This is a genomic window from Shimia sagamensis (assembly GCF_900182745.1).
Classification (GTDB): domain Bacteria; phylum Pseudomonadota; class Alphaproteobacteria; order Rhodobacterales; family Rhodobacteraceae; genus Shimia; species Shimia sagamensis.
The window spans coordinates 41588-60364 of sequence record NZ_FXTY01000012.1 but is presented as its reverse complement, the minus strand read 5'-3'; the positions used below and the strand labels follow the sequence as shown (position 1 = coordinate 60364).

23 protein-coding genes are annotated in these 18777 nt (G+C 54.5%); 10 read left to right on the top strand and 13 right to left on the bottom strand.

All coding sequences use genetic code 11. From position 1 onward, the window contains the following. Both QOL67_RS20960 and QOL67_RS20955 read right to left on the bottom strand, forming a co-directional pair. Nucleotides 1–95 (bottom strand): GTP-binding protein (locus QOL67_RS20960; protein WP_131822069.1); only part of this gene is annotated, 95 nt, incomplete at its 3' end. A gap of 94 nt (nucleotides 96–189) precedes the next feature. Further along, nucleotides 190–825, bottom strand: coding sequence for a hypothetical protein (locus QOL67_RS20955; RefSeq protein ID WP_283427943.1), 636 nt, complete (start codon nucleotides 823–825; stop codon nucleotides 190–192). Nucleotides 826–950: 125 nt separating this feature from the next. Between QOL67_RS20955 and QOL67_RS20950 the strand changes: the two genes are divergently transcribed. Further along, complete coding sequence (locus QOL67_RS20950) at nucleotides 951–2333, top strand: cytochrome P450 (protein ID WP_283427942.1); 1383 nt, start codon at nucleotides 951–953, stop codon at nucleotides 2331–2333. 33 nt (nucleotides 2334–2366) lie between these two features. Here QOL67_RS20950 and QOL67_RS20945 read toward each other — a convergent pair whose 3' ends face one another. Then, nucleotides 2367–2573: a helix-turn-helix domain-containing protein gene (locus tag QOL67_RS20945; RefSeq protein ID WP_164645728.1), complete on the bottom strand. Its 207-nt coding sequence runs from the start codon at nucleotides 2571–2573 to the stop codon at nucleotides 2367–2369. Nucleotide 2574: 1 nt separating this feature from the next. Beyond that, complete coding sequence (locus QOL67_RS20940; protein WP_283427941.1) at nucleotides 2575–3114, bottom strand: hypothetical protein; 540 nt, start codon at nucleotides 3112–3114, stop codon at nucleotides 2575–2577. A gap of 76 nt (nucleotides 3115–3190) precedes the next feature. Here QOL67_RS20940 and QOL67_RS20935 point away from each other — a divergent pair, with 76 nt between their 5' ends. Further along, a complete protein-coding gene (locus QOL67_RS20935) occupies nucleotides 3191–3769 on the top strand; it encodes a hypothetical protein (RefSeq protein ID WP_283427940.1) in 579 nt (192 codons plus the stop codon). 122 nt (nucleotides 3770–3891) lie between these two features. Here QOL67_RS20935 and QOL67_RS20930 read toward each other — a convergent pair whose 3' ends face one another. After that, complete coding sequence (locus QOL67_RS20930; protein ID WP_283427939.1) at nucleotides 3892–4191, bottom strand: hypothetical protein; 300 nt, start codon at nucleotides 4189–4191, stop codon at nucleotides 3892–3894. A gap of 314 nt (nucleotides 4192–4505) precedes the next feature. After that, nucleotides 4506–6851 carry a DNA topoisomerase IV subunit A gene (gene parC, locus QOL67_RS20925; protein WP_283427938.1) on the bottom strand — a complete coding sequence of 782 codons (2346 nt, stop codon included), beginning with the start codon at nucleotides 6849–6851 and terminating at the stop codon, nucleotides 4506–4508. A gap of 160 nt (nucleotides 6852–7011) precedes the next feature. Here parC and QOL67_RS20920 point away from each other — a divergent pair, with 160 nt between their 5' ends. The 7 genes from QOL67_RS20920 (at nucleotide 7012) to QOL67_RS20885 (ending at nucleotide 12099) form a co-directional block, all read left to right on the top strand. Then, entirely contained in the window at nucleotides 7012–7641 is a 630-nt protein-coding gene (locus tag QOL67_RS20920; protein ID WP_283427937.1) for an SH3 domain-containing protein, read from the top strand. A gap of 313 nt (nucleotides 7642–7954) precedes the next feature. Beyond that, entirely contained in the window at nucleotides 7955–8443 is a 489-nt protein-coding gene (gene bfr / locus QOL67_RS20910; protein WP_283427946.1) for a bacterioferritin, read from the top strand. A 28-nt stretch (nucleotides 8444–8471) separates the two neighbouring features. After that, nucleotides 8472–9305: an SDR family NAD(P)-dependent oxidoreductase gene (locus QOL67_RS20905; protein WP_283427935.1), complete on the top strand. Its 834-nt coding sequence runs from the start codon at nucleotides 8472–8474 to the stop codon at nucleotides 9303–9305. 79 nt (nucleotides 9306–9384) lie between these two features. Continuing rightward, nucleotides 9385–9588 carry a twin transmembrane helix small protein gene (locus QOL67_RS20900; protein ID WP_283427934.1) on the top strand — a complete coding sequence of 68 codons (204 nt, stop codon included), beginning with the start codon at nucleotides 9385–9387 and terminating at the stop codon, nucleotides 9586–9588. A 4-nt stretch (nucleotides 9589–9592) separates the two neighbouring features. Next, nucleotides 9593–10165 (top strand): cob(I)yrinic acid a,c-diamide adenosyltransferase, encoded by a 573-nt coding sequence (locus QOL67_RS20895; RefSeq protein WP_283427933.1) that lies wholly within the window; start codon nucleotides 9593–9595, stop codon nucleotides 10163–10165. Nucleotides 10166–10411: 246 nt separating this feature from the next. Beyond that, the gene (locus tag QOL67_RS20890) at nucleotides 10412–11170 is read left to right on the top strand and encodes an electron transfer flavoprotein subunit beta/FixA family protein (protein WP_283427932.1); all 759 of its coding nucleotides are present in this window, start codon (nucleotides 10412–10414) and stop codon (nucleotides 11168–11170) included. Beyond that, nucleotides 11170–12099: an electron transfer flavoprotein subunit alpha/FixB family protein gene (locus QOL67_RS20885; RefSeq protein ID WP_283427931.1), complete on the top strand. Its 930-nt coding sequence runs from the start codon at nucleotides 11170–11172 to the stop codon at nucleotides 12097–12099. The genes QOL67_RS20890 and QOL67_RS20885 overlap by 1 nt, the downstream gene beginning before the upstream one ends. 71 nt (nucleotides 12100–12170) lie before the next feature. On the opposite strand, the gene QOL67_RS20880 is transcribed toward QOL67_RS20885, so the two are convergent. Further along, nucleotides 12171–12998, bottom strand: a complete 828-nt coding sequence (locus QOL67_RS20880; RefSeq protein WP_283427930.1) for a DUF6473 family protein — start codon at nucleotides 12996–12998, stop codon at nucleotides 12171–12173. A gap of 161 nt (nucleotides 12999–13159) precedes the next feature. On the opposite strand from QOL67_RS20880, the gene QOL67_RS20875 reads away from it, so the two are divergent. Beyond that, nucleotides 13160–14035: a 3-hydroxybutyryl-CoA dehydrogenase gene (locus tag QOL67_RS20875; protein WP_283427929.1), complete on the top strand. Its 876-nt coding sequence runs from the start codon at nucleotides 13160–13162 to the stop codon at nucleotides 14033–14035. Between the two features lie 52 nt (nucleotides 14036–14087). Here the strand turns inward: QOL67_RS20875 and QOL67_RS20870 are convergent, their stop codons facing one another. Genes QOL67_RS20870 through QOL67_RS20845 form a run of 6 tightly spaced genes read right to left on the bottom strand, consistent with a single transcriptional unit; the run spans nucleotide 14088 to nucleotide 18758 of the window. After that, a complete protein-coding gene (locus QOL67_RS20870) occupies nucleotides 14088–14975 on the bottom strand; it encodes a lysophospholipid acyltransferase family protein (RefSeq protein ID WP_283427928.1) in 888 nt (295 codons plus the stop codon). Nucleotides 14976–15002: 27 nt separating this feature from the next. Then, on the bottom strand, nucleotides 15003–15281 hold the full coding sequence (locus QOL67_RS20865; protein WP_283427927.1) for an HPr family phosphocarrier protein: 279 nt from the start codon (nucleotides 15279–15281) through the stop codon (nucleotides 15003–15005). Nucleotides 15282–15285: 4 nt separating this feature from the next. After that, nucleotides 15286–15678: a PTS sugar transporter subunit IIA gene (locus QOL67_RS20860; RefSeq protein WP_283427926.1), complete on the bottom strand. Its 393-nt coding sequence runs from the start codon at nucleotides 15676–15678 to the stop codon at nucleotides 15286–15288. A 5-nt stretch (nucleotides 15679–15683) separates the two neighbouring features. Continuing rightward, nucleotides 15684–16604 carry an RNase adapter RapZ gene (rapZ, locus tag QOL67_RS20855; protein WP_283427925.1) on the bottom strand — a complete coding sequence of 307 codons (921 nt, stop codon included), beginning with the start codon at nucleotides 16602–16604 and terminating at the stop codon, nucleotides 15684–15686. Beyond that, nucleotides 16605–17069, bottom strand: coding sequence for an HPr kinase/phosphorylase (locus QOL67_RS20850; protein WP_283427924.1), 465 nt, complete (start codon nucleotides 17067–17069; stop codon nucleotides 16605–16607). It lies immediately after the preceding gene. A 3-nt stretch (nucleotides 17070–17072) separates the two neighbouring features. Then, complete coding sequence (locus tag QOL67_RS20845) at nucleotides 17073–18758, bottom strand: sensor histidine kinase (RefSeq protein WP_283427945.1); 1686 nt, start codon at nucleotides 18756–18758, stop codon at nucleotides 17073–17075. Between the last annotated feature and the right edge of the window lie 19 nt (nucleotides 18759–18777).

Here is an 18777-nt window from a genome sequence, read left to right as displayed (position 1 = left end):
ATCGCTGCGGTCAGCGTGGTTTTGCCGTGGTCAACGTGACCAATGGTGCCGATGTTGCAGTGCGGTTTACTGCGCTCAAACTTTTCCTTAGCCATCTCGGGCGCCTTCTCATTGTGGTTGGGTCACATTGACCCGTTTTCCTCTACCGCGCGCGACATATGGCCTTGCGCGGATAAAATCAAGTGTGGTTTATCCCTGCCGCTCTTTATGATCCTGCAGGCGTTGCCGCATTTCCTCGTCTTTGTTGTCCTTCCAACATTCAGCGAGGTCCGCAGCGGACACATCATCCACAAGGCAAGCCCGGTTTTCAAACATCCATTTTTCGATCTGGCGGGCCGCATTAAAGGTCAAATTGGCCATCTGCTCCTCAGCCGTCATCGAAAATCCACTTGACGCAATCAGCGACGATCCAGTGAAGGACTCAAGAACAAAGATCTCCTTGGCCTCTTCGTTGAACTTGCCCCCAGCACGGTCATCCCACGCGGTCACAGTGATGATGATCGCTGACTTAGGTTGCAGGATCAGAGGCACGCCTTTTTGCGCCAAAGCATACCCATTGATGTTCACACCAAAATGCACCAGCCGCGTGCCGTCATAGCGCGCCGCCCCCATACGCGCATCGATCGCGTTTTTCATGCTGGCAATGAAGGCTTCCGTGTCTGCTTCACGCGACAGCGGGCCTTTCTGAATGTCAGGCGCCACCACAATGTTGTGGCCCAGCACAAAATCACCCAGATCCAGCACCTCATCGGTGACGTCTTTGGTGGGCGCCGTACAAGACACCAACACGGCCAACGCCGCGATGCACGCAATCAGTCTGAACATAGGTATTTCCCCATCGATCTTCGTCTCAAATTACGGGGGTGCATATCGGATTGCCTCTGCCCACGCAATCAAAGGCTTTGTCGGTTGGAGGCTCTCGCCTATCTTGAAGCCTAAGGAGAACCCCGATGTCCCATCCCGCGTCCGACGTACCTCAATCCCCCGAAGCCCTGCCGATACGTGCCGCGCTCGCAACTGAGCCGCTGGGTCTTTTGGGATCCCTCAAAGCGGCGCGTAACAACCTGCTGTCAATCCTGCCGGAACTTGCCGTGCGCCAACCCATGGTCTCCGGTCGCACGGGGTTACGCTGGCACATGGTGATGGACCCAGGCGCCATCCGCCATATCCTGCTTGAACGTGTGGAGGACTATCCCAAATCCAAGGCCACCAAAAACATCCTGCGCCCCGCCATTGGCGACAGCCTGTTTATTGCCGAAGGGGCCCACTGGCGCTGGCAACGCCGCGCCGCCGCACCGGTCTTCACCCACCGCAATATCGCCAATCTCGCCCCGGTCATGGCGCAAGCTGCGGAGCGCGCCGCAGACCGGATCGCGGACCAAAGCACCCACGCCGTCGATATGATGAGTGAAATGGTGATGACCACCTTTGACGTGATCAGCGAAGTGACTTTTTCCGGAGACGGCAGCTTTGACAGCGCCAAAGTGCATCAAGCCATCGACGACTATATCGCTGAAGCTGGCAAAATCTCTCTCTTGGACATGCTGGGCGTGCCCGACTGGGTGCCACGCCCCGGCCGCATGATGTCTGGCAACGCCTTGGGCGACATGAAACAGGTCGCCGACACCGCCATTGAAGCGCGAAAGGCGCGCGGCGCCAAAGACACACCGGACCTGCTCGACCTGCTGCTGGCCGGCGTAGACCCGGAAACCAAAAAGACCATGAACACCGCCGAGCTGCGCGACAACCTATTGACCTTCATTGTTGCGGGTCATGAGACCACCGCACTCACGCTGGCTTGGGCCCTGTATCTCTGCGCCTTTGACCAAGACGTACAAGACAAAGCCCGCACCGAAATCAACAACATCTGCACCGATGGGCCAATCACCGGCGACCAAGCCCTAGAGCTGACCTTTGTGCGCCAGATCATTGATGAGACCCTGCGGCTCTACCCGCCCGCCGGCATCATCTCCCGCACAGCGCAGGCCCATGACATGCTCTGCGCGCGCGAGATCCGCCCAGGCGACACCGTGATGATCCCGATTTACGCCCTTGGGCGCAATCGCTTGCTTTGGGACGACCCGGACGCCTTCAAGCCCGAGCGTTTTGCCAACCGCAAAGCCATCGACCGCTACGCGTACCTACCGTTTGGCGACGGCCCGCGTATTTGCATCGGCGCGAGCTTTGCGATTCAGGAGGCGGTGATTGTGCTGGCCACGCTGCTCAGACGCTTTCGCTTTGACCTTGTTGACGGCAAACCACCCAAACCGGTGATGATCCTGACACTGCGGCCGGAAGGCGGGGTTTGGCTAAAAGCGACGCCTATCAAGTGACCTCATGAGCTCTGCCCCAAACGCGCCTTGCGCTCACTGGCTGACGTACTCCAACAGATCGCCGGGCTGACAATCCAGTTCCTGACAAATCGCATCAAGCGTATTGAAGCGAACACCTCGAGCACGACCAGAGCGCAGCACAGATAGGTTTTGCTCCGAAATTCCAATCTTCGCCGCGAGCTCTTTGGAGGTCATTTTGCGCTGCGCCAACGCAACGTCTAGACGCACAACGATGGGCATCTCAAATCACCTCCTGATGATCTTGCCAAAGGGCAGCACCCAACACAAAGGCACGCGACATAAACGTCGCCAGCAAGGCCGCAATAGCGATCGATATTTCCGTTGATCCGAGGGAGACCTCAAGCGCCTTCATGCCTTCGGGGAAATGCCACGTTGCGACCACTGTCGCGAGGGTATGCCCGACGATTCCCCATACCAACATGGCCCACAACAGACGTGCGGTTTTACCCGCTGACATGCTCGCCTCGCTGAGAGCGGCCTGCGTGAGCGCGGTGAAAATATGTCTTCCCCGGAAGACAACCGCGATCCAAATGCCAACTTGAACCAACAAAATCAGCGTCAGAGCAACGGCTTGCCATGGTTTCAAGACTTCGCTCTCGTAGCCCACCCCGGCTGCGAGGATTTGGCCGAGCTGCTGCGCATCAACAAAGAGCCAAATGACCACCGCAGCAGCAGCCCCTGATAGAGCAACCAAAATCAGCAACAGCACGTGCCCCAACAGGGTTGCAGACCGCACAACAGAGGTTTTTTCAACTTTCATCCTTTACCGCCCATCAATTAATGTTAAACATGAATTTCTGAAGCTTTTACATGCACAGCCCGCGAGGTCAATTGAAATGTTCAAATCAATCTTTCTTTCCGGTCTCATCTCCGTACTCTTAACTGGGTGCAGCGTCGTTTCCCCCAGCGGCCTCATCGCCGCGGCTCGACTTGATCCGTTGGAAACAGACCCAAGCGATATATCGATTGCTGTTGGCGTGCCTGAGGTCCTGCGCCTAGCGGACGCGGATGCACAGTTGTTTTTTGGCTTTGCACCCGACGGCGCAAACACACCACCCCCGGTGGGCACAACGGTGCCCCTTACGGTTTCAACTGAGACCGAATCCCTTACGCCCAACGCAGGCCAGAGAATCTACGTCTTTGGTTTTGGCACATCAGAGGCTGCGCACCTGACGGCACTCCAAGATCGGATTGGCGCCTTAAAAGACCGGGGCCTTACTGGCACTGGTACATTAAGCGTTGGGATCACCGGTGGCTGTTTAACCGGCACGTTGACCGACGGCCTGCCGGTCGCGACTTGGATACAAACGTCTTCGGACGGCGCATTTGTCTCACTCACACGTCCAACCGACTTTTTGGATACATTGCCCGATCAAGAGCGGTTGCAGTTGATCGAAAGACTGCAGCCTTGCTGACATGCACTCGCAGCATGAGGGGCTGATCATCACCTAGCCATTTAGGGGCCATGCCGCGTGGCATCTATTTTGATGGGCGTTGCCACCAAGCTGGCGAACAAAACGCAGCAGCATACGAGCGATCAAGCACGTAGGTCAATTGCGCGCCCTTCCAGCGTATCAGTGAGACCTTCCAAGGCATAAGTTCTGCGCGGCCTCAATCCGCTCGCAGCGCACCAATCGATGTACTTCGTGTTCAACGCCTGAATAACATCAACCTCTTTCTGGCCTTCAGAAGAGGTCACTTCGAAAGAGACGCTATCAGAAGGCTCTTCGTTATCCTTCCAGGCCCAACACCCTTCCACAAAATAGATACCTTCGGCCTCACTTCGGCAAGCGTCCCAATAGGCGCGCTCAGCTCCGTTTGCGATCCAATCTGACATTGTGCCACTCCCTCAGTAAGGTCCACAGGAGCGTCAGCCCCTCTCTTACTGAGATGGCGATGGGTCGGCGCTCTTGCCTTGCGGCAATGCGTCAATCCTTTCGGAATGCGCGCCAAACAGATTATGACTATTCCTTATACACCGTTACAAGCACTCAACCCCAACGCGCAGAATCGCACCAATTCGTGACCCCACCGACCGTTGCATTTGTCGCTTTTCTCCAAAAACGCGCACCTCCGCAAAACAGTCGTGATACAGACGCAATACCGACGTGCTTTTTCAGACAAAAACGGGGGCGCAACGGCCCCCGAAATTTATGCGTCGAACTTGTAGTCTTTGGGGAACCCGTAGGGCGCTTTCTTGCCCACACCAGCCCGCTTTCCCAGCCAATCTGACAGATCCTGTTCGTGCCGCGTCTTACCGCTGCCGCCCATCGACCAGGTCAGACCATTTTCCCATTCAAACGTGGTGATGTCAGACAGCCCGCCGTCCAATTCCAGCGTACCCTGACGCCCACGTGCCATGTTATACTTCTGAATTCGCACACCTTTTCCGCGTCCAAGCTCTGGCATCTCGGAAATCGGGAACACAAGGAAACGGCCGTTTTTGGACACCACTGCCACGTGATCCCCGTTGACCGGATGACAGATCATCGCCCGATTGTCGTCTTTGACATTCAGAACCTGTTTGCCGGTCCGCGTCTGCGCGATCACGTCTTTTTCTGGCACCACAAACCCGTCACCGGCGCTGGAGGCAACCAGCAGCTTGCGATCTGGCTTGTGCACAAAAATATCAACGATTTCAATGTCATTTGGCAAATCAACGATCAAACGCACAGGTTCCCCCATGCCACGTCCGCCCGGCAGATTTGCCGCGCTTAACGTGTAGAACCGCCCGTTTGAGCCAAACATCAAAAGCCGATCCGTGGTCTCCGCATGGAAGATAAACCGCGGCCCATCACCATCTTTGAACTTCAACTCGCGCTTCAGATCAATGTGACCTGACATCGCCCGTATCCACCCCATTTCAGAGCAGACAATGGTGATGGGCTCACGATCAATCATGGCCTCAATCGGCACCTCTTCAACCTCAGCCGCCTCAGAGAACACAGTACGCCGCGCGCCACCTTCGTAGTCTTTCCCGAAGGTTTTCTTTGCCTCTTTTAGCTGCTCGGAAATGCGCTGCCATTGCAACTCATCACTTCCCAAAAGCGCAACGATTCCAGCGCGTTCTTCCAGAAGCGCATCGCGCTCACGAACCAGTTCCAACTCTTCCAAACGCCGCAAACTGCGCAGGCGCATGTTGAGGATTGCCTCAGCCTGCACCTCAGTGAGTTGCGTCTCGCCGGAACCGGGAAGCGGCGATTTATAGTCTTTCTCATCTCGCGCTCGCGGATGATCCAGATCCCAGTTTTCCGCCATCAGTGCCTGTTTGGGCGCATCATCGTAGCGGATGATATCAATCACGCGATCCAGATTGAGGAAGGCGATAATGAAACCTTCCAACACTTCCAGCCGGTGATCGATTTTCTCCATCCGATGCGTGGACCGTCGGATCAAAACCTCACGACGGAAATCCAAAAACGCCCTCAAGACTTCTTTCATGGAGCATACTTTTGGCGTAACCCCATCAATCAGAACGTTCATATTGAGCGAGAATCGAATCTCCAAATCACTGCTGCGATAAAGCATGTTCATGAGCACATCCGGCTCAACGTTCTTACTTTTAGGCTCCAAGATCACGCGAATGTCATCCGCCGATTCATCGCGTACGTCGGCCAGAATTGGAACTTTCTTGGTCTGGATTAGCTCCGCCAACTTCTCGATAAGTTTGGACTTTTGCACTTGGTAGGGAATCTCAGTGACCACAATTTGCCACTGCCCGCGACCAAGATCCTCTTTCTCCCACTTACAGCGCAAGCGGAAAGACCCTCGGCCCGTACGATAAGCCTGCGCAATACTTTCAGGCGGCTCGACAATCACGCCGCCAGTTGGGAAGTCTGGACCCGGTACGTAATTCAGCAAAGTGTCTTCGCGCACGTCCGGCGTTTTGATCATATGCAAGCAGGCGTCGCACAGCTCGCTGATATTGTGGGGTGGAATATTAGTGGCCATGCCCACTGCAATACCGCTCGACCCATTGGCCATAAGATTTGGAAATGTTGCAGGCAGCACCACTGGTTCACGCAGAGTGCCGTCGTAATTCTCTCTGAAATCAACGGCATCCTCATTGAGGCCTTCCAAAAGGGCCTCAGCGACGGAGGTCATCCGCGCCTCTGTATATCGGCTTGCAGCCGGGTTATCACCGTCGATGTTGCCGAAGTTGCCTTGCCCATCGACGAGCGGATAACGCACGTTAAAGTCCTGCGCCAAACGCGCCATCGCGTCGTAAATTGCTGCGTCGCCATGCGGGTGGTAGTTCCCCATCACGTCGCCGGATATTTTGGCCGACTTCCGAAACCCTCCCGTCGCGCTCAGCTTTAATTCACGCATAGCGTAGAGAATGCGTCGGTGTACCGGCTTCAGCCCGTCCCGTGCATCTGGCAAAGCACGGTGCATAATCGTGCTAAGCGCATAGGTCAGGTAACGGTCACCAATCGCGCGCCGCAGCGGTTCGGTCACATTCTGGGAAGGGAGGTCATCATCGATCAGATCAGTCATACTCTGCTGATAGCTTTTGACGATGCGTCGGTAAAGCAGATGCGAGGGAACACTCGCGATTTTTTCCCCGACATGATAAGATGTCCGCAGTGTAAACCTTTCGTAGAACCTGTTAGCCGACACTGGTGTGTGAACAGGTGATTCTCCTGGGGGTTGAATAGTGAACAAATTTGTATTTCTAAGTCTTGCATTTTTAGGTTGGGTTTTTTGGGAGCTAAGCGGCGGGTCTGATTTTGAACCCAAATCGCGCGTTCTAGTGACCGAGGACAATATACTTCAGCCAAATGAGGACGCGTCGATTGTGGCGCGTGCGGCTATCTCTGTGCCAATTATCAAGGTCAGGGCCGCGCCAACTGTCACTCAAGCCTCTGCAACGTCTGAGCGCCTACCAACGGCACCCCCTGCGGTTGTTGAAGGCGTAACTCAGAAAGGTGCAGTGCCGGTTGTCATAGCGTCATTGGCCACGGGGCTGGACTCTTTTGCAACACCGGGGGCGCCACTGCTCATAAATTCAGTTGCAGCGAACGCGGCCATTGAAGACTCGGTTGCTCTTGCGCTGGAAACCCAACAGACGCGAGATATTCGGCGTGTGCGCGGCTCTCGCGTGAACATGCGCGGAGGGCCTGGCACTTCTCACGGTGTGCTGATGGTGTTGGCTCGTGACAGCGAGGTCGAAATATTGCGTGAAAATGGCACCGGCTGGGTGAAATTGCGTGACACTGGTAGCGGGCGAATTGGATGGATGGCCGCAAAGATGCTCTCCACTCCCAATATTGCCGCAAGCAACTAACGTATTTCTATCAGGATTGACTTACCAACTAATTCAATCAACTAGCAGTTCATCCACGGAGACGAGCTTATGATTGTGTGCCACTGCCAGTCGATTAACGACCGCTACATTAACGCGGCCATTGATTGGATGCGTTGTGCAGATAAAGCAGCTATAATCACTCCTAGAAAAATCCACCATGCCCTTGGAAAATCGCCGGAATGCGGCGGCTGCATGAAGCTTTTTGTTGCTAAGATGCGCGCCAATACTAATCTGGAAGTACCTGCAGAGCTTCGTGGATTGCGAAGTGAGCAAACCAAAAGAAGTATTGGTGATGAAGGGCGATCCAAAGGCCATCGAGTATCTAAACAAAGCGCTGCGGGTTGAACTGACCGTCGTCAGCCAGTTTTGGCTCCACTATCGCCTCCAAAAAGATTGGGGTTACGGCAAGCTCGCCAAAAAGATGCGCGAAGAAAGCATCGAAGAAATGGAGCATGCCGACAAGCTGATCGACCGCATCATTTTCCTCGAAGGCCATCCAAGCCTGCAAACCCTTGATCCTCTTCACATCGGCGAAAATGTACGTGAAACGCTGGCCTGTGATCTCAAAGCCGAGATGGAATCTGTGGCCCTTTACACAGAAGCCCGAAAATATTGCGCCGATGCTGGGGGTTTTGCATCCATGGGGCTTTTCGAAGAGTTGATCAATGACGAGCAAGGGCATATCGATTTCCTCGAAACTCAACTTGAGCTTCACGATGCGATTGGAGCCCAAAACTACGGACAATTGAACGCCGACAGCGCCGACGAAGCTGACGGCTAGCCCAAAGAGCCAGACGGCCAGGAGAGAAATGCCAAAAAGATCCATTTTGATTACCGGCTGCTCCTCCGGCATAGGGCTGGCAGCTGCCCACTGCCTGCGCGCTCGAGGATGGCATGTGTTCGCTTCATGCAGGAGCGCCGACGACTGCGCGCGCTTGATTGAGGACGGCTTTGACAGCCCTCAGATTGAGTTGCGTGACGGCGCCAGTATCTGCTCTGGCCTGCAAGAGGTACTGGAGACAACTGGTGGCACTCTGGACGCTTTGTTCAACAACGGTGCCCGCGGCATGCCCGGCGCCGTAGAAGACCTGCCGACCGATGCGCTTCGCGACCTGATGGAAAGCAATGTTGTTGGGTGGCACGACCTCACCCGACAAGTGATCCCGGTTATGCGCGCACAAGGCCACGGGCGTATTGTTCAAAACTCATCTGTTTTGGGCTATGTGGCCATGCGTTATCGCGGTGCATATGTCGCGAGCAAACACGCGCTTGAAGGGCTAACGGACAGCCTCCGAATTGAGCTTCGCGACACACCAATTCATGTTAGTTTGATTCAGCCAGGCCCAATCACATCCGACATGAGAAGGAATAACGCTAAGCAGTTTTTTGAATGGATCGACTGGGAAAATTCCGTCTTTGCAGAGGATTACCGACAAGGATTGGTCAAGCGGTTCTCTGAAAAGAATGAGGGGCTGGATCCATTTGAGTTGCCGGCGGAAGCTGTTTGCAAAAAACTTATCCATGCCTTGGAAGCCCCACGACCTCGTGCCCGCTATCGCGTCACAACACCTGCCCATATTATGAACGGCCTGCGCCGCATGCTTCCGACAACATTGCTAGACTGGATGGTAGCTAAGGGCTGATGCGACGTCATGTCAAAGGTGGTTCAGTTCCGCGCCGTGACAAGCTACACCGGAAATATCGCTGAAAACGGAGTCCCTTATGGCCAATGATCCCCTTTTCTGGCTTGCTGCCGCAGCATGCCTTGTAGTCCTTTTCATTTTGCTTGTCGGCATTGGTGGGTTCGCCAAAGGTGGCGAGTTTAACAAAAAGCACGCCAACAAAATCATGCGCTTGCGCTTGCTTGCACAGTTTGTAGCGGTCATCTTGATCGTAGGTTTTGTCTGGATACGCAGCGGGGGCTGAGAAAATGGTTGTTCTCAACAAAATCTACACGCGTACTGGTGACAAGGGCACCACCGCTTTGGGCAATGGCGATCGTGTTGCCAAACATGATGCTCGGGTGGCAGCCTATGGCACCACTGATGAGTTGAACTCCGTTTTAGGTGTAGCGCGCCTCCACTCTGAGGGTGAAATGGATGCCGCCCTCGCCCGTATCCAAAACGACCTATTTGACCTAGGAGCAGATCTTTGCCGCCCTGACATGGCCAAGGATGCGGCAGCAGAATATCCGCCGCTGCGCGTAGTTGCGTCGCAAGTGCTGCGCCTTGAAACCGAGATTGACGCCATGAATGTGCAGTTGGAACCACTGCGCAGTTTTATTTTGCCAGGTGGCTCGGCACTGGCGGCGCAGCTGCATGTCTGCCGCACTGTTGCCCGCCGCGCTGAGCGCTTGTCAGTCGAGCTTTCTCAAGTTGAAGACATCAATGCAGACGCAGTGACCTACCTCAATCGCCTTAGCGATTGGTTCTTTGTGGCGGCTCGCGTCGCCAATGATAACGGACAGTCTGACGTGCTTTGGATACCTGGCGCGAATCGCTAAATGGTTGAATGCCGCCGTTAGCGCCACCAAATCACTTGACGTAAATTCCCCTTACGTAACTTTTCTGCGCTGCGGAAACATTCTTGCAAAAAACGTGGCGTGAAAACGCTGATACGCGACGTCGTTGCCCCAAAACGTGACGATTTTGCTCTGTTTCAGCCGCGCATGAGACTATATCAACGCGGTGAGAGCATTCCGATGAGCTGCCTGAGGCGGCTTTGACAAACTTTGAGGAGTCCTACGCCCATGAAGGTACTTGTGCCTGTCAAGCGCGTGATTGACTACAACGTGAAAGTCCGAGTGAAAGCGGACGGAACCGGTGTCGATCTCGCCAACGTGAAAATGTCCATGAACCCGTTTGATGAGATTGCCGTTGAAGAGGCCATCCGTCTGAAGGAAGCGGGCAAAGCGGACGAAATCGTCGCTGTTTCCATCGGCGTGAAGCAAGCTCAGGAAACGCTGCGCACAGCGCTCGCCATGGGCGCTGATCGTGCAATCCTGGTTGTGGCTGCAGACAATGTTGACCAAGATATTGAGCCGTTGGCTGTTGCCAAGATCCTCGCAAAAATTGTTGAGGAAGAACAGCCAGGCCTCGTTCTCTGCGGCAAGCAAGCGATCGACAACGACATGAACGCCACCGGCCAGATGTTGTCCGCCCTGTTGGGTTGGTCGCAAGCTACCTTCGCATCTGAGGTCGACATCGACGGTGACACTGCGGTTGTGACACGCGAAGTGGACGGCGGCCTGCAAACCATCAAGGTTAGCACCCCAACCATCATCACTGTGGACCTGCGCCTCAACGAGCCGCGCTACGCCTCCCTGCCAAACATCATGAAAGCGAAGAAAAAGCCGCTGGATGAGAAAACCGCTGCGGATTACGGGGTGGACGTAACTCCGCGTCTTGAGGTTGTCAAAACCTCTGAGCCGTCTGAGCGTGCCGCAGGTATCATCGTGGGCTCTGTAGATGAGCTGGTTGAGAAACTCAAAGAAGCGGGGGCTGTGTAATGGCTGTTCTTCTTCTCGCAGAAGTCAACAACGGCGAGCTGGCTCTGGACGCCACCGCCAAAGCAGTCACCGCTTCCAAAGCGCTGGGTGACATAACTATTCTGGCCGCAGGCGCTTCGGCTGCTGCAGCCGGTGAAGCCGCCGCCACGATCGACGGTGTGGCCAAAGTAATGGTTGCTGAAGATGCGTCTCTGGGCCACCGCCTTGCGGAACCAACCGCTGCTTTGATCGTGTCTCTTGCTGGCGACTATAGCCATATCGTGGCACCGGCCACGACCGACGCAAAGAACGTGATGCCCCGCGTGGCAGCACTTTTGGACGTGATGGTACTTTCCGACGTGACGGCCGTTGTGGATGCTGACACATTTGAGCGGCCGATTTACGCCGGCAACGCGATCCAGACTGTGAAGTCCTCCGACGCAACTAAAGTGATCACTTTCCGCACGTCAACTTTCGACGCGGCAGGCCAAGGCGGCTCTGCTTCTGTGGACACCATTAGTGCCGCTGACAATCCGGGTTTGTCCGAATGGGTCGAAGACAAAGTTGCCGAAAGCGATCGTCCGGAACTGACCTCTGCTGGCATTGTTGTCTCCGGTGGTCGCGGCGTTGGTTCTGAAGAAGACTTCAAAATCATTGAAGCTCTGGCGGATAAACTGGGGGCCGCTGTTGGCGCATCCCGTGCTGCGGTGGATTCAGGCTACGCGCCAAACGACTGGCAAGTGGGGCAGACCGGTAAGGTGGTTGCACCTGAACTCTACATTGCTGCAGGTATCTCCGGCGCCATTCAGCACCTTGCGGGTATGAAAGACTCAAAGATCATCGTCGCAATCAACAAAGACGAAGAAGCCCCTATCTTCCAGGTGGCCGACTTCGGACTGGTTGCGGATCTGTTTGAGGCCGTGCCTGCATTAACTGAAAAGCTCGGCTAAGTCGCGCAGTTCACGCAAACACAAAAGGCCCGCCTCTTTGGCGGGCCTTTCTCGTTGGGTGTATTGCGTCATCAAATCATGGTGGACAGGCTCTTCTCAAGGGCGTCAGCCACCTCTTGGTGAGCTGCAGCATTCAACATCCGTTGAGCTGCAACCCGTTCCATATCGGTGCACTGCATACCTTCAATCCCTTTGGCCTGCGCCTGTTTGCTCACCACAACCTCGACAACGTCATCAACCATAGTCCGCAGTTCCTCGATCATGAGACGATCAACGAATAATGGATCAGGCCCCAAGCCACTGGTGCCCATGGCTGTTTCCGGCGCGTGATCCGCAACCCACAGCAATACAATTTTGCCGCCAATTGTATTCAGCAACAGCTTCATGCGTGCGCTCCACGCCATGCGGAGTTCATCACGTACCATCGCATACCGATCCGGCGCGCGGGCGCACAACGTTCCAAGCATGTGCCGTGTAAAATGAAACTCGCTGAAGTCAATTTCGTTGAACACCATTTGCATCATGTTTGACGCGCCGATGAAGCGATCGTTCCGGCGTGGATGCACTTTGTAGTATCTATTGGACATGTTCTGAGCGCCCATGACTTGAACAACGGTCACATCTGATTGCTGTGCATTGTGCAACACCGACGGTTCTGCCAAGAACGCGTCAATTCCGGCATTCACGTACCCAAAATTCACACAATTGATTGGCAGAGCCTCGTCCAGCGCGTTCACAAACGGCCGCGGAACAAATTTACCATAGGTTTCTGTCCCCCCCAGAAAGGCAACAAACGGAGCATCAAGCTCCTGTTTGGGACCGCGAAACAAAAGGCGCGATTCCCCATATTGGCACGGCTCGTAATTGAGCTCGGTGCCCGACATCTTTTCGTAAGACATTTTCTCACCACTACTTTTCTCACCCAAGAGAGAGAATCGCCGAAAGCCCTTGCGAAAAAGCTAATAGGCCACTTTGAGGCAAGTTTTAGAGGCCCTGCCCTCTTGCAGGTTCCGCGCCCTCAGGCCTATGGTCAGCCAGACAATTTGAGAGGATATCAACTATGGACATCAAGTCGATTGGCGTCGTTGGGGCAGGCCAAATGGGCAACGGTATCGCGCATGTCATGGCGCTTGCTGGGTACGATGTTCTTTTGAATGATATCAATCAGAACGCCCTGGAAGCAGCTGTCGCTCGGGTCGACAAAAACCTTGAGCGACAAGTTGAACGGGAGAAGATTTCGGCCGACGAGAAGGCCACCGCAATGGGTCGGATTCAGACGACCTTGGAGCTGCCGGCCCTTGGTGGGACAGATCTTATCATCGAAGCCGCGACCGAACGTGAAGAGATCAAACATCAAATTTTTGACACTTTGAAACCGCACCTCGGCCCGGACACGCTGCTGACCTCCAACACATCGTCGATCTCCATAACGCGCCTGGCATCTCGCACAGACCGCCCGGAGCGCTTCATGGGGTTCCACTTCATGAACCCGGTTCCGATGATGAAATTAGTTGAGTTGATCCGTGGCATCGCCACAGACGAGGACACTTATCAATCATGCCTTGGCATTGTGGAACGCCTTGGCAAGACAGCTGCCAGCTCCGAAGATTTTCCGGCCTTTATCGTGAACCGCATCCTGATCCCTATGATCAACGAAGCGTGTTATACACTGTACGAAGGTGTGGGTAATGTTGCCTCCATTGACAACGCACTGAAACTTGGTGCGAACCACCCTATGGGACCGCTAGAGCTGGCTGATTTTATCGGTTTGGACACGTGTTTGGCGATCATGAACGTGCTACATGACGGTTTGGCTGACACCAAATACCGCCCTTGTCCGCTGCTTACAAAATATGTTGAGGCCGGATGGCTCGGTCGAAAAACCAAGCGGGGCTTTTATGACTACCGCGGAGAGACACCGCTCCCCACGCGATAGCACAATTGAAAAAGCGAAGCAGGCGCCTCGCTTTTGTTTTCTGAATTAGTGATCAGCTGCTTTTACCAAGATCCAAAGTGTGCTGACGCAACCATGCCATAAATCCGCGTGGATCCGTTTGTAGCTGGGCCATTTGTTCATCCGTCAACGGAGCGCCAACAATCGGGGCTTGTGGTTTGTTGCAAGACCGCACAATTTCATGCAGCAATAATCCTTGGCGAAGGATTGGTGAAAGCTTGTTCGCGACCTGATAGGCGCGGCTGTTCTGCCCAGGATAAAAAATGGGCACCACGCGTGCGCCGGAGCGCCGGATCATTTGAGCGGTGAACACGTTCCACTCTTGTTCAATTGCAGGGCCGAACCAAGTTTCTGAACTCATCACCACGCCGGACGGAAACAGCGCGACAACGCCGCCTTCCTTAAGGTGCGCCATGGCCCTTCCACGCATTTCAACCATTTTGCGCTGCGCATCTGGATCATGCGGGAACGGCACAGGAATCATAAAGCTAGAGGCCGCCTCATCCAGACCGGTCAAAACTGATCGTGTCAGAATACGATAGTCTTGGCGTACACGTCCGATGAGGTCGGCAAAAATCATGCCATCAACCATGCCATGTGGATGGTTGGCCACAAACACAACCGGTCCATCCGAAGGTATATTTTGCAGCTGCTCAACTGGGGTTGTGAGCTCAATGCCCATCACGTTCAACGCGCCTCGCCAAAACTTCTGGCCGCGGTATTTCTCGTTGTCACGCTCAAACTTGTTGACCATGCGCAGGATTCTTAACTTGCCCGTCACCCACTCAATGGAGCGAATGGCAAAAGACGTCCAGCGATCATCAAAGGAATTGGCATAGGTCAACGTGCGGCGGTCATAGATTTGACCTTCCGCCTCTTTGGCCGGTTTTCCAACCTGCGTTTCTGGCACCGTATCTACCAAATTTGTCTTCCTATGCCCCAGCTACACTCAAAATCCTTCACCAAACTTGTCGGCGACAAGCGCCTCAATGGCATCGGCCAAGGCCTTCGCATCTGGCCCGCTGGTTTCTACTTCAACACTGGTGCCTTTAGATGCCGCCAGCATTAGCAATCCCATAATACTGTCTCCACCAGCACTCAAGCCATCCTTTGCCACTTCTGCCGAAGCGTCAAAGCCCTCTACGACTTCCACCAGCTTTGCAGATGCCCGCGCATGCAGACCTTTTTCGTTCACGATTTGCATCGTGCGTTGGACGACATTACTCATCTGCTCACCCTGTCTGAATATTTTGGCTATCAATATATTTGCGGCCGGCTTCCAAGGCTGCTCTGACCGCATCGGCCACATCAAGGTGGCGGCTTTTGGCCAACTTAATCAACATTGGCAAATTTGCACCATAAAGGATGCGCCGATTGGCAGGCGCGCAAGCGCGCAGGCTCAGATTTGACGGCGAACCGCCAAACATATCAGTGACAACAACAACCCCGTCCCCGTGGTCAACTGCGTCCGCAGCCGCACAGATTTCGCGTTGTTTTTGTCCGCGATCATGATTGGTTTCAATGGTAATTGCGCTGACGCCATTTTGCGCGCCAACGACATGTTCCATAGCTGCCAAATACTCATTGGCCAGCCCACCATGTGCCACGATCACGATACCGATCAAGCTATCTATTCCCCATCTTCTGCGATCCGTGGACGCGCGCCAAGCACAGCGTACCGATTGAGTTCGCGATGCCTTATAGACACCCGCCAGCCCCTATTTGCAAGGGATTCGGCAATGGTCTCAGCCATGAAAACAGAACGATGTTTTCCACCCGTACAACCAAATGCGATCTGGAGATGATTGCGGCCTTCTCGAACATAACCAGGCAGAGTTTGCTCCAACAGCACCTGGATTGACTTTACATATGGATCATAACCAGAGTCCGTGGCGATGTAGGACCCTACCGGCGCGTCACCGCCATCCATGTCACGCAGCTCTTTCTTCCAGTGCGGATTGTGTAAAAATCGGCAATCCAGCACGAGATCAGCACCTTGTGGTAATCCGCGCTTGTAACTGAATGACTGAACGGTGATGCCAATCGCCTGATCCTTCTGCGGGGCAAACCGGCTTTGCACTGCATGACGAAGCTCATGAGGCGTCAATTCCGACGTTTCCATTAAAACCGTTGCACGAGCGCGCACATCTTCCAAAAGCGTGAGCTCTCTTTCGATGCCATCGTTTGGGTTTTCCGCGCGATCAAGCGGGTGATTGCGCCTGGTTTCATTGTACCGTCGCCGCAACACTTCAGCACGGCAATCCAGATACAGTAGCTCAGGTGCTACACTGGGCAGATCATCGACCAGTTCCAGCGCATCAATTATCGCTGTTGGCGAAAAATCCCGATTGCGAACGTCCAAACTGAGAGCCATAGGGCGTTTGGGGGGCTGCCCCGACAAAAGACGCGGCAGCAACCCAAGCGGCAAGTTGTCAATAGTTTCAAACCCCGCATCTTCCAACGCCTTAATCGCTGTGGAGCGACCGGCGCCCGAGGGACCGGTCAGCAATACCAGCGGGACCTTTCCTAGCAGAGCATCACCATCGGTCATTTATGCATTCCTTCCGTGGCGCAAAAACTGCAATACAGCGGAAGCAAAATACGGAGCATCCACGCCAAATATCACCGGTAACGCCTGCCCCATAATGCGAACATCCCTTGGATGAGGTAGCCTTTGGCCTTCAACTTGATCCAAGTCCACAACCAAATGTAAGGGCACGCCTTTTACAGGAATCGCGCGTAAGATCCCAACCCCACGCGCCTCGATCAACCCACTTGTTGTGTCAGGTGCAGACGCCAACAGCTGCATACCTTTTGGGCGTACAATGGTTTGATCGTCAGCAACCAATTGGGCCCCATAGGCCATCAACTGAAGCGCAAGCCCGGACTTCCCACGACCCGAAGCCCCACAAATGAGCACTGCACGACCACCGTCAGACACACAGGACGCATGCAGAATGCTCTCCTCGTCGTCGGGTGCAGGTGACACAGAAAGCAAGTCATCCGCGCGCGCCATGGCCTACACCGGCAGTCCCACAACGAACCTCGCACCAAGAGGCTCGGACGTCACGTCAGCGTCGGTTGGCCGGATATTTTCGGCCCAGATCACACCGCCATGTGCTTCGACAATCTGCTTCGAGATTGCCAACCCCAAACCTGAGTTGTTGCCAAATTGAGCTTCGGGGCGATGAGAATAGAAGCGATTGAAAATTTTATTGAGCGCCTGCTCAGGAATTCCCGGCCCGGTATCTTCAACCACAACCAACACACGGTTCTCGCGCTTACGTGCCCAAACTCGTATGGCGTCTCCATCTTCGCAAAAACTAATGGCGTTGGTTATCAGGTTCACAAAAACCTGTGCCAGGCGCGCTTCCAACCCAGTGATGTCAATTGGCGCGTCAGGCAAATCTGTGATGAAATCAATCCCATTACCTTTTGCGTCTTCGCCGAGGTACTGAGTCAAATTGCCGACCATTCCGAGCAAGTTGAAAGTTTCTTCTTCTTCTTTAACCAGTTCGCTGTCTAGGCGAGATGCGTTAGAAATGTCACTCACAAGACGATCCAACCGACGCACATCATGCTCAATAACGTTGAGCAATTTCTCGCGGTGTTCCTCTTTTTTCACCATACGCAGCGAGCCCACTGCTGAACGCAAAGATGCCAGAGGATTCTTAATCTCATGCGCGACGTCGGCAGCGAACTGTTCGTTGCTGTCGATCCGCTCATACAGAGCCGAGACCATGCCGCGCAAAGCGCCTGACAGACGTCCAATTTCATCCGGTCTTGCGGTCAGGTCCGGGATACGCACACGACCTGGGTTCACTTTCCGACTGTCACTGTCTCGGCCAAGTTCCGCTGCGGCGGCCAAGTCCGAAAGTGGATTGGAAATTGTAGAAGCCAACACCATGGACAGGCCAACAGAAACTACGGTCGCGATCAAGAACATTTGCAAGACACGCTCACGCTCTGAACTCACCATACGATCCAACTCACCCGACGCGCTGGACAACACTACTGCCCCAACAACCCGGCCATTTTGCCGGATCGGAACTGCCATGGCAAAAACGTGACCGCCATCTGCGGCGACAAGTGTTTCCAAAGTCTCAGCTCCGCTCACGGCGGATTGTGCCATGATCTCCAGTTGGTTGTTCAGTTGGCCCACGCCCGCGTCTTGAACGTCGCCTTTGCCTGATATGGAACTCCAGATTTTGTTGAGTGCAGAAGTCAAAGGCGCGCCGTCGGGACGCTCTGCAAGCACCTCTGCAGCTTCAGCTGAGGCTTTGCCTTCTTTTTTTCCCGCAGCCTGTCCAGCCGCATCAAAAACATGCACCGTTGTGCCAACCTGCAAAGGCAGTTTCTCCAGCGTCGCCGCAACGTCTACACCGTCGTTGGTTGCCAGATTTGCTGGCGCACCGGTCGGCAGCTGAGCCTCAAATGCGCCGGCTATCAACCGCGCCTCTGTGACAAGTCCCGTGGCACGTTGCACAGCAAAGCTGTCACGTGCACTGTTTAGAAATAGGATACCTGCGACCAGCACCAAAAGCGCGATCATATTAAAGGTAATAATTTTACGAGTTAGCGGAGACTTCCCCAGAGGCAAAAGCCGGCGACGTTCGCGCCGGCCTTGCAACTCTTTTTCAACGTTGGCTTCTGGAGCGACCCAATCATCGCCCAAAACCACGTCCCCATCTCGCCCTTGGGCCATGTCTTGCACGTTGGTCCTT

Coding starts and splice junctions, on each gene's coding strand:
- rapZ (WP_283427925.1), bottom strand. CDS start 16,604: ATGACCGATGGTGATGCTCTGCTAGGAAAGGTCCCGCTGGTATTGCTG.
- QOL67_RS20955 (WP_283427943.1), bottom strand. CDS start 825: ATGTTCAGACTGATTGCGTGCATCGCGGCGTTGGCCGTGTTGGTGTCT.
- bfr (WP_283427946.1), top strand. CDS start 7,955: ATGAAGGGCGATCCAAAGGCCATCGAGTATCTAAACAAAGCGCTGCGG.
- QOL67_RS20880 (WP_283427930.1), bottom strand. CDS start 12,998: ATGTCTTACGAAAAGATGTCGGGCACCGAGCTCAATTACGAGCCGTGC.
- QOL67_RS20895 (WP_283427933.1), top strand. CDS start 9,593: ATGGTTGTTCTCAACAAAATCTACACGCGTACTGGTGACAAGGGCACC.
- QOL67_RS20950 (WP_283427942.1), top strand. CDS start 951: ATGTCCCATCCCGCGTCCGACGTACCTCAATCCCCCGAAGCCCTGCCG.
- parC (WP_283427938.1), bottom strand. CDS start 6,851: ATGACTGATCTGATCGATGATGACCTCCCTTCCCAGAATGTGACCGAA.
- QOL67_RS20865 (WP_283427927.1), bottom strand. CDS start 15,281: ATGAGTAATGTCGTCCAACGCACGATGCAAATCGTGAACGAAAAAGGT.
- QOL67_RS20900 (WP_283427934.1), top strand. CDS start 9,385: ATGGCCAATGATCCCCTTTTCTGGCTTGCTGCCGCAGCATGCCTTGTA.
- QOL67_RS20930 (WP_283427939.1), bottom strand. CDS start 4,191: ATGTCAGATTGGATCGCAAACGGAGCTGAGCGCGCCTATTGGGACGCT.
- QOL67_RS20885 (WP_283427931.1), top strand. CDS start 11,170: ATGGCTGTTCTTCTTCTCGCAGAAGTCAACAACGGCGAGCTGGCTCTG.
- QOL67_RS20905 (WP_283427935.1), top strand. CDS start 8,472: ATGCCAAAAAGATCCATTTTGATTACCGGCTGCTCCTCCGGCATAGGG.
- QOL67_RS20890 (WP_283427932.1), top strand. CDS start 10,412: ATGAAGGTACTTGTGCCTGTCAAGCGCGTGATTGACTACAACGTGAAA.
- QOL67_RS20935 (WP_283427940.1), top strand. CDS start 3,191: ATGTTCAAATCAATCTTTCTTTCCGGTCTCATCTCCGTACTCTTAACT.
- QOL67_RS20845 (WP_283427945.1), bottom strand. CDS start 18,758: ATGGCCCAAGGGCGAGATGGGGACGTGGTTTTGGGCGATGATTGGGTC.
- QOL67_RS20940 (WP_283427941.1), bottom strand. CDS start 3,114: ATGAAAGTTGAAAAAACCTCTGTTGTGCGGTCTGCAACCCTGTTGGGG.
- QOL67_RS20945 (WP_164645728.1), bottom strand. CDS start 2,573: ATGCCCATCGTTGTGCGTCTAGACGTTGCGTTGGCGCAGCGCAAAATG.
- QOL67_RS20875 (WP_283427929.1), top strand. CDS start 13,160: ATGGACATCAAGTCGATTGGCGTCGTTGGGGCAGGCCAAATGGGCAAC.
- QOL67_RS20850 (WP_283427924.1), bottom strand. CDS start 17,069: ATGGCGCGCGCGGATGACTTGCTTTCTGTGTCACCTGCACCCGACGAC.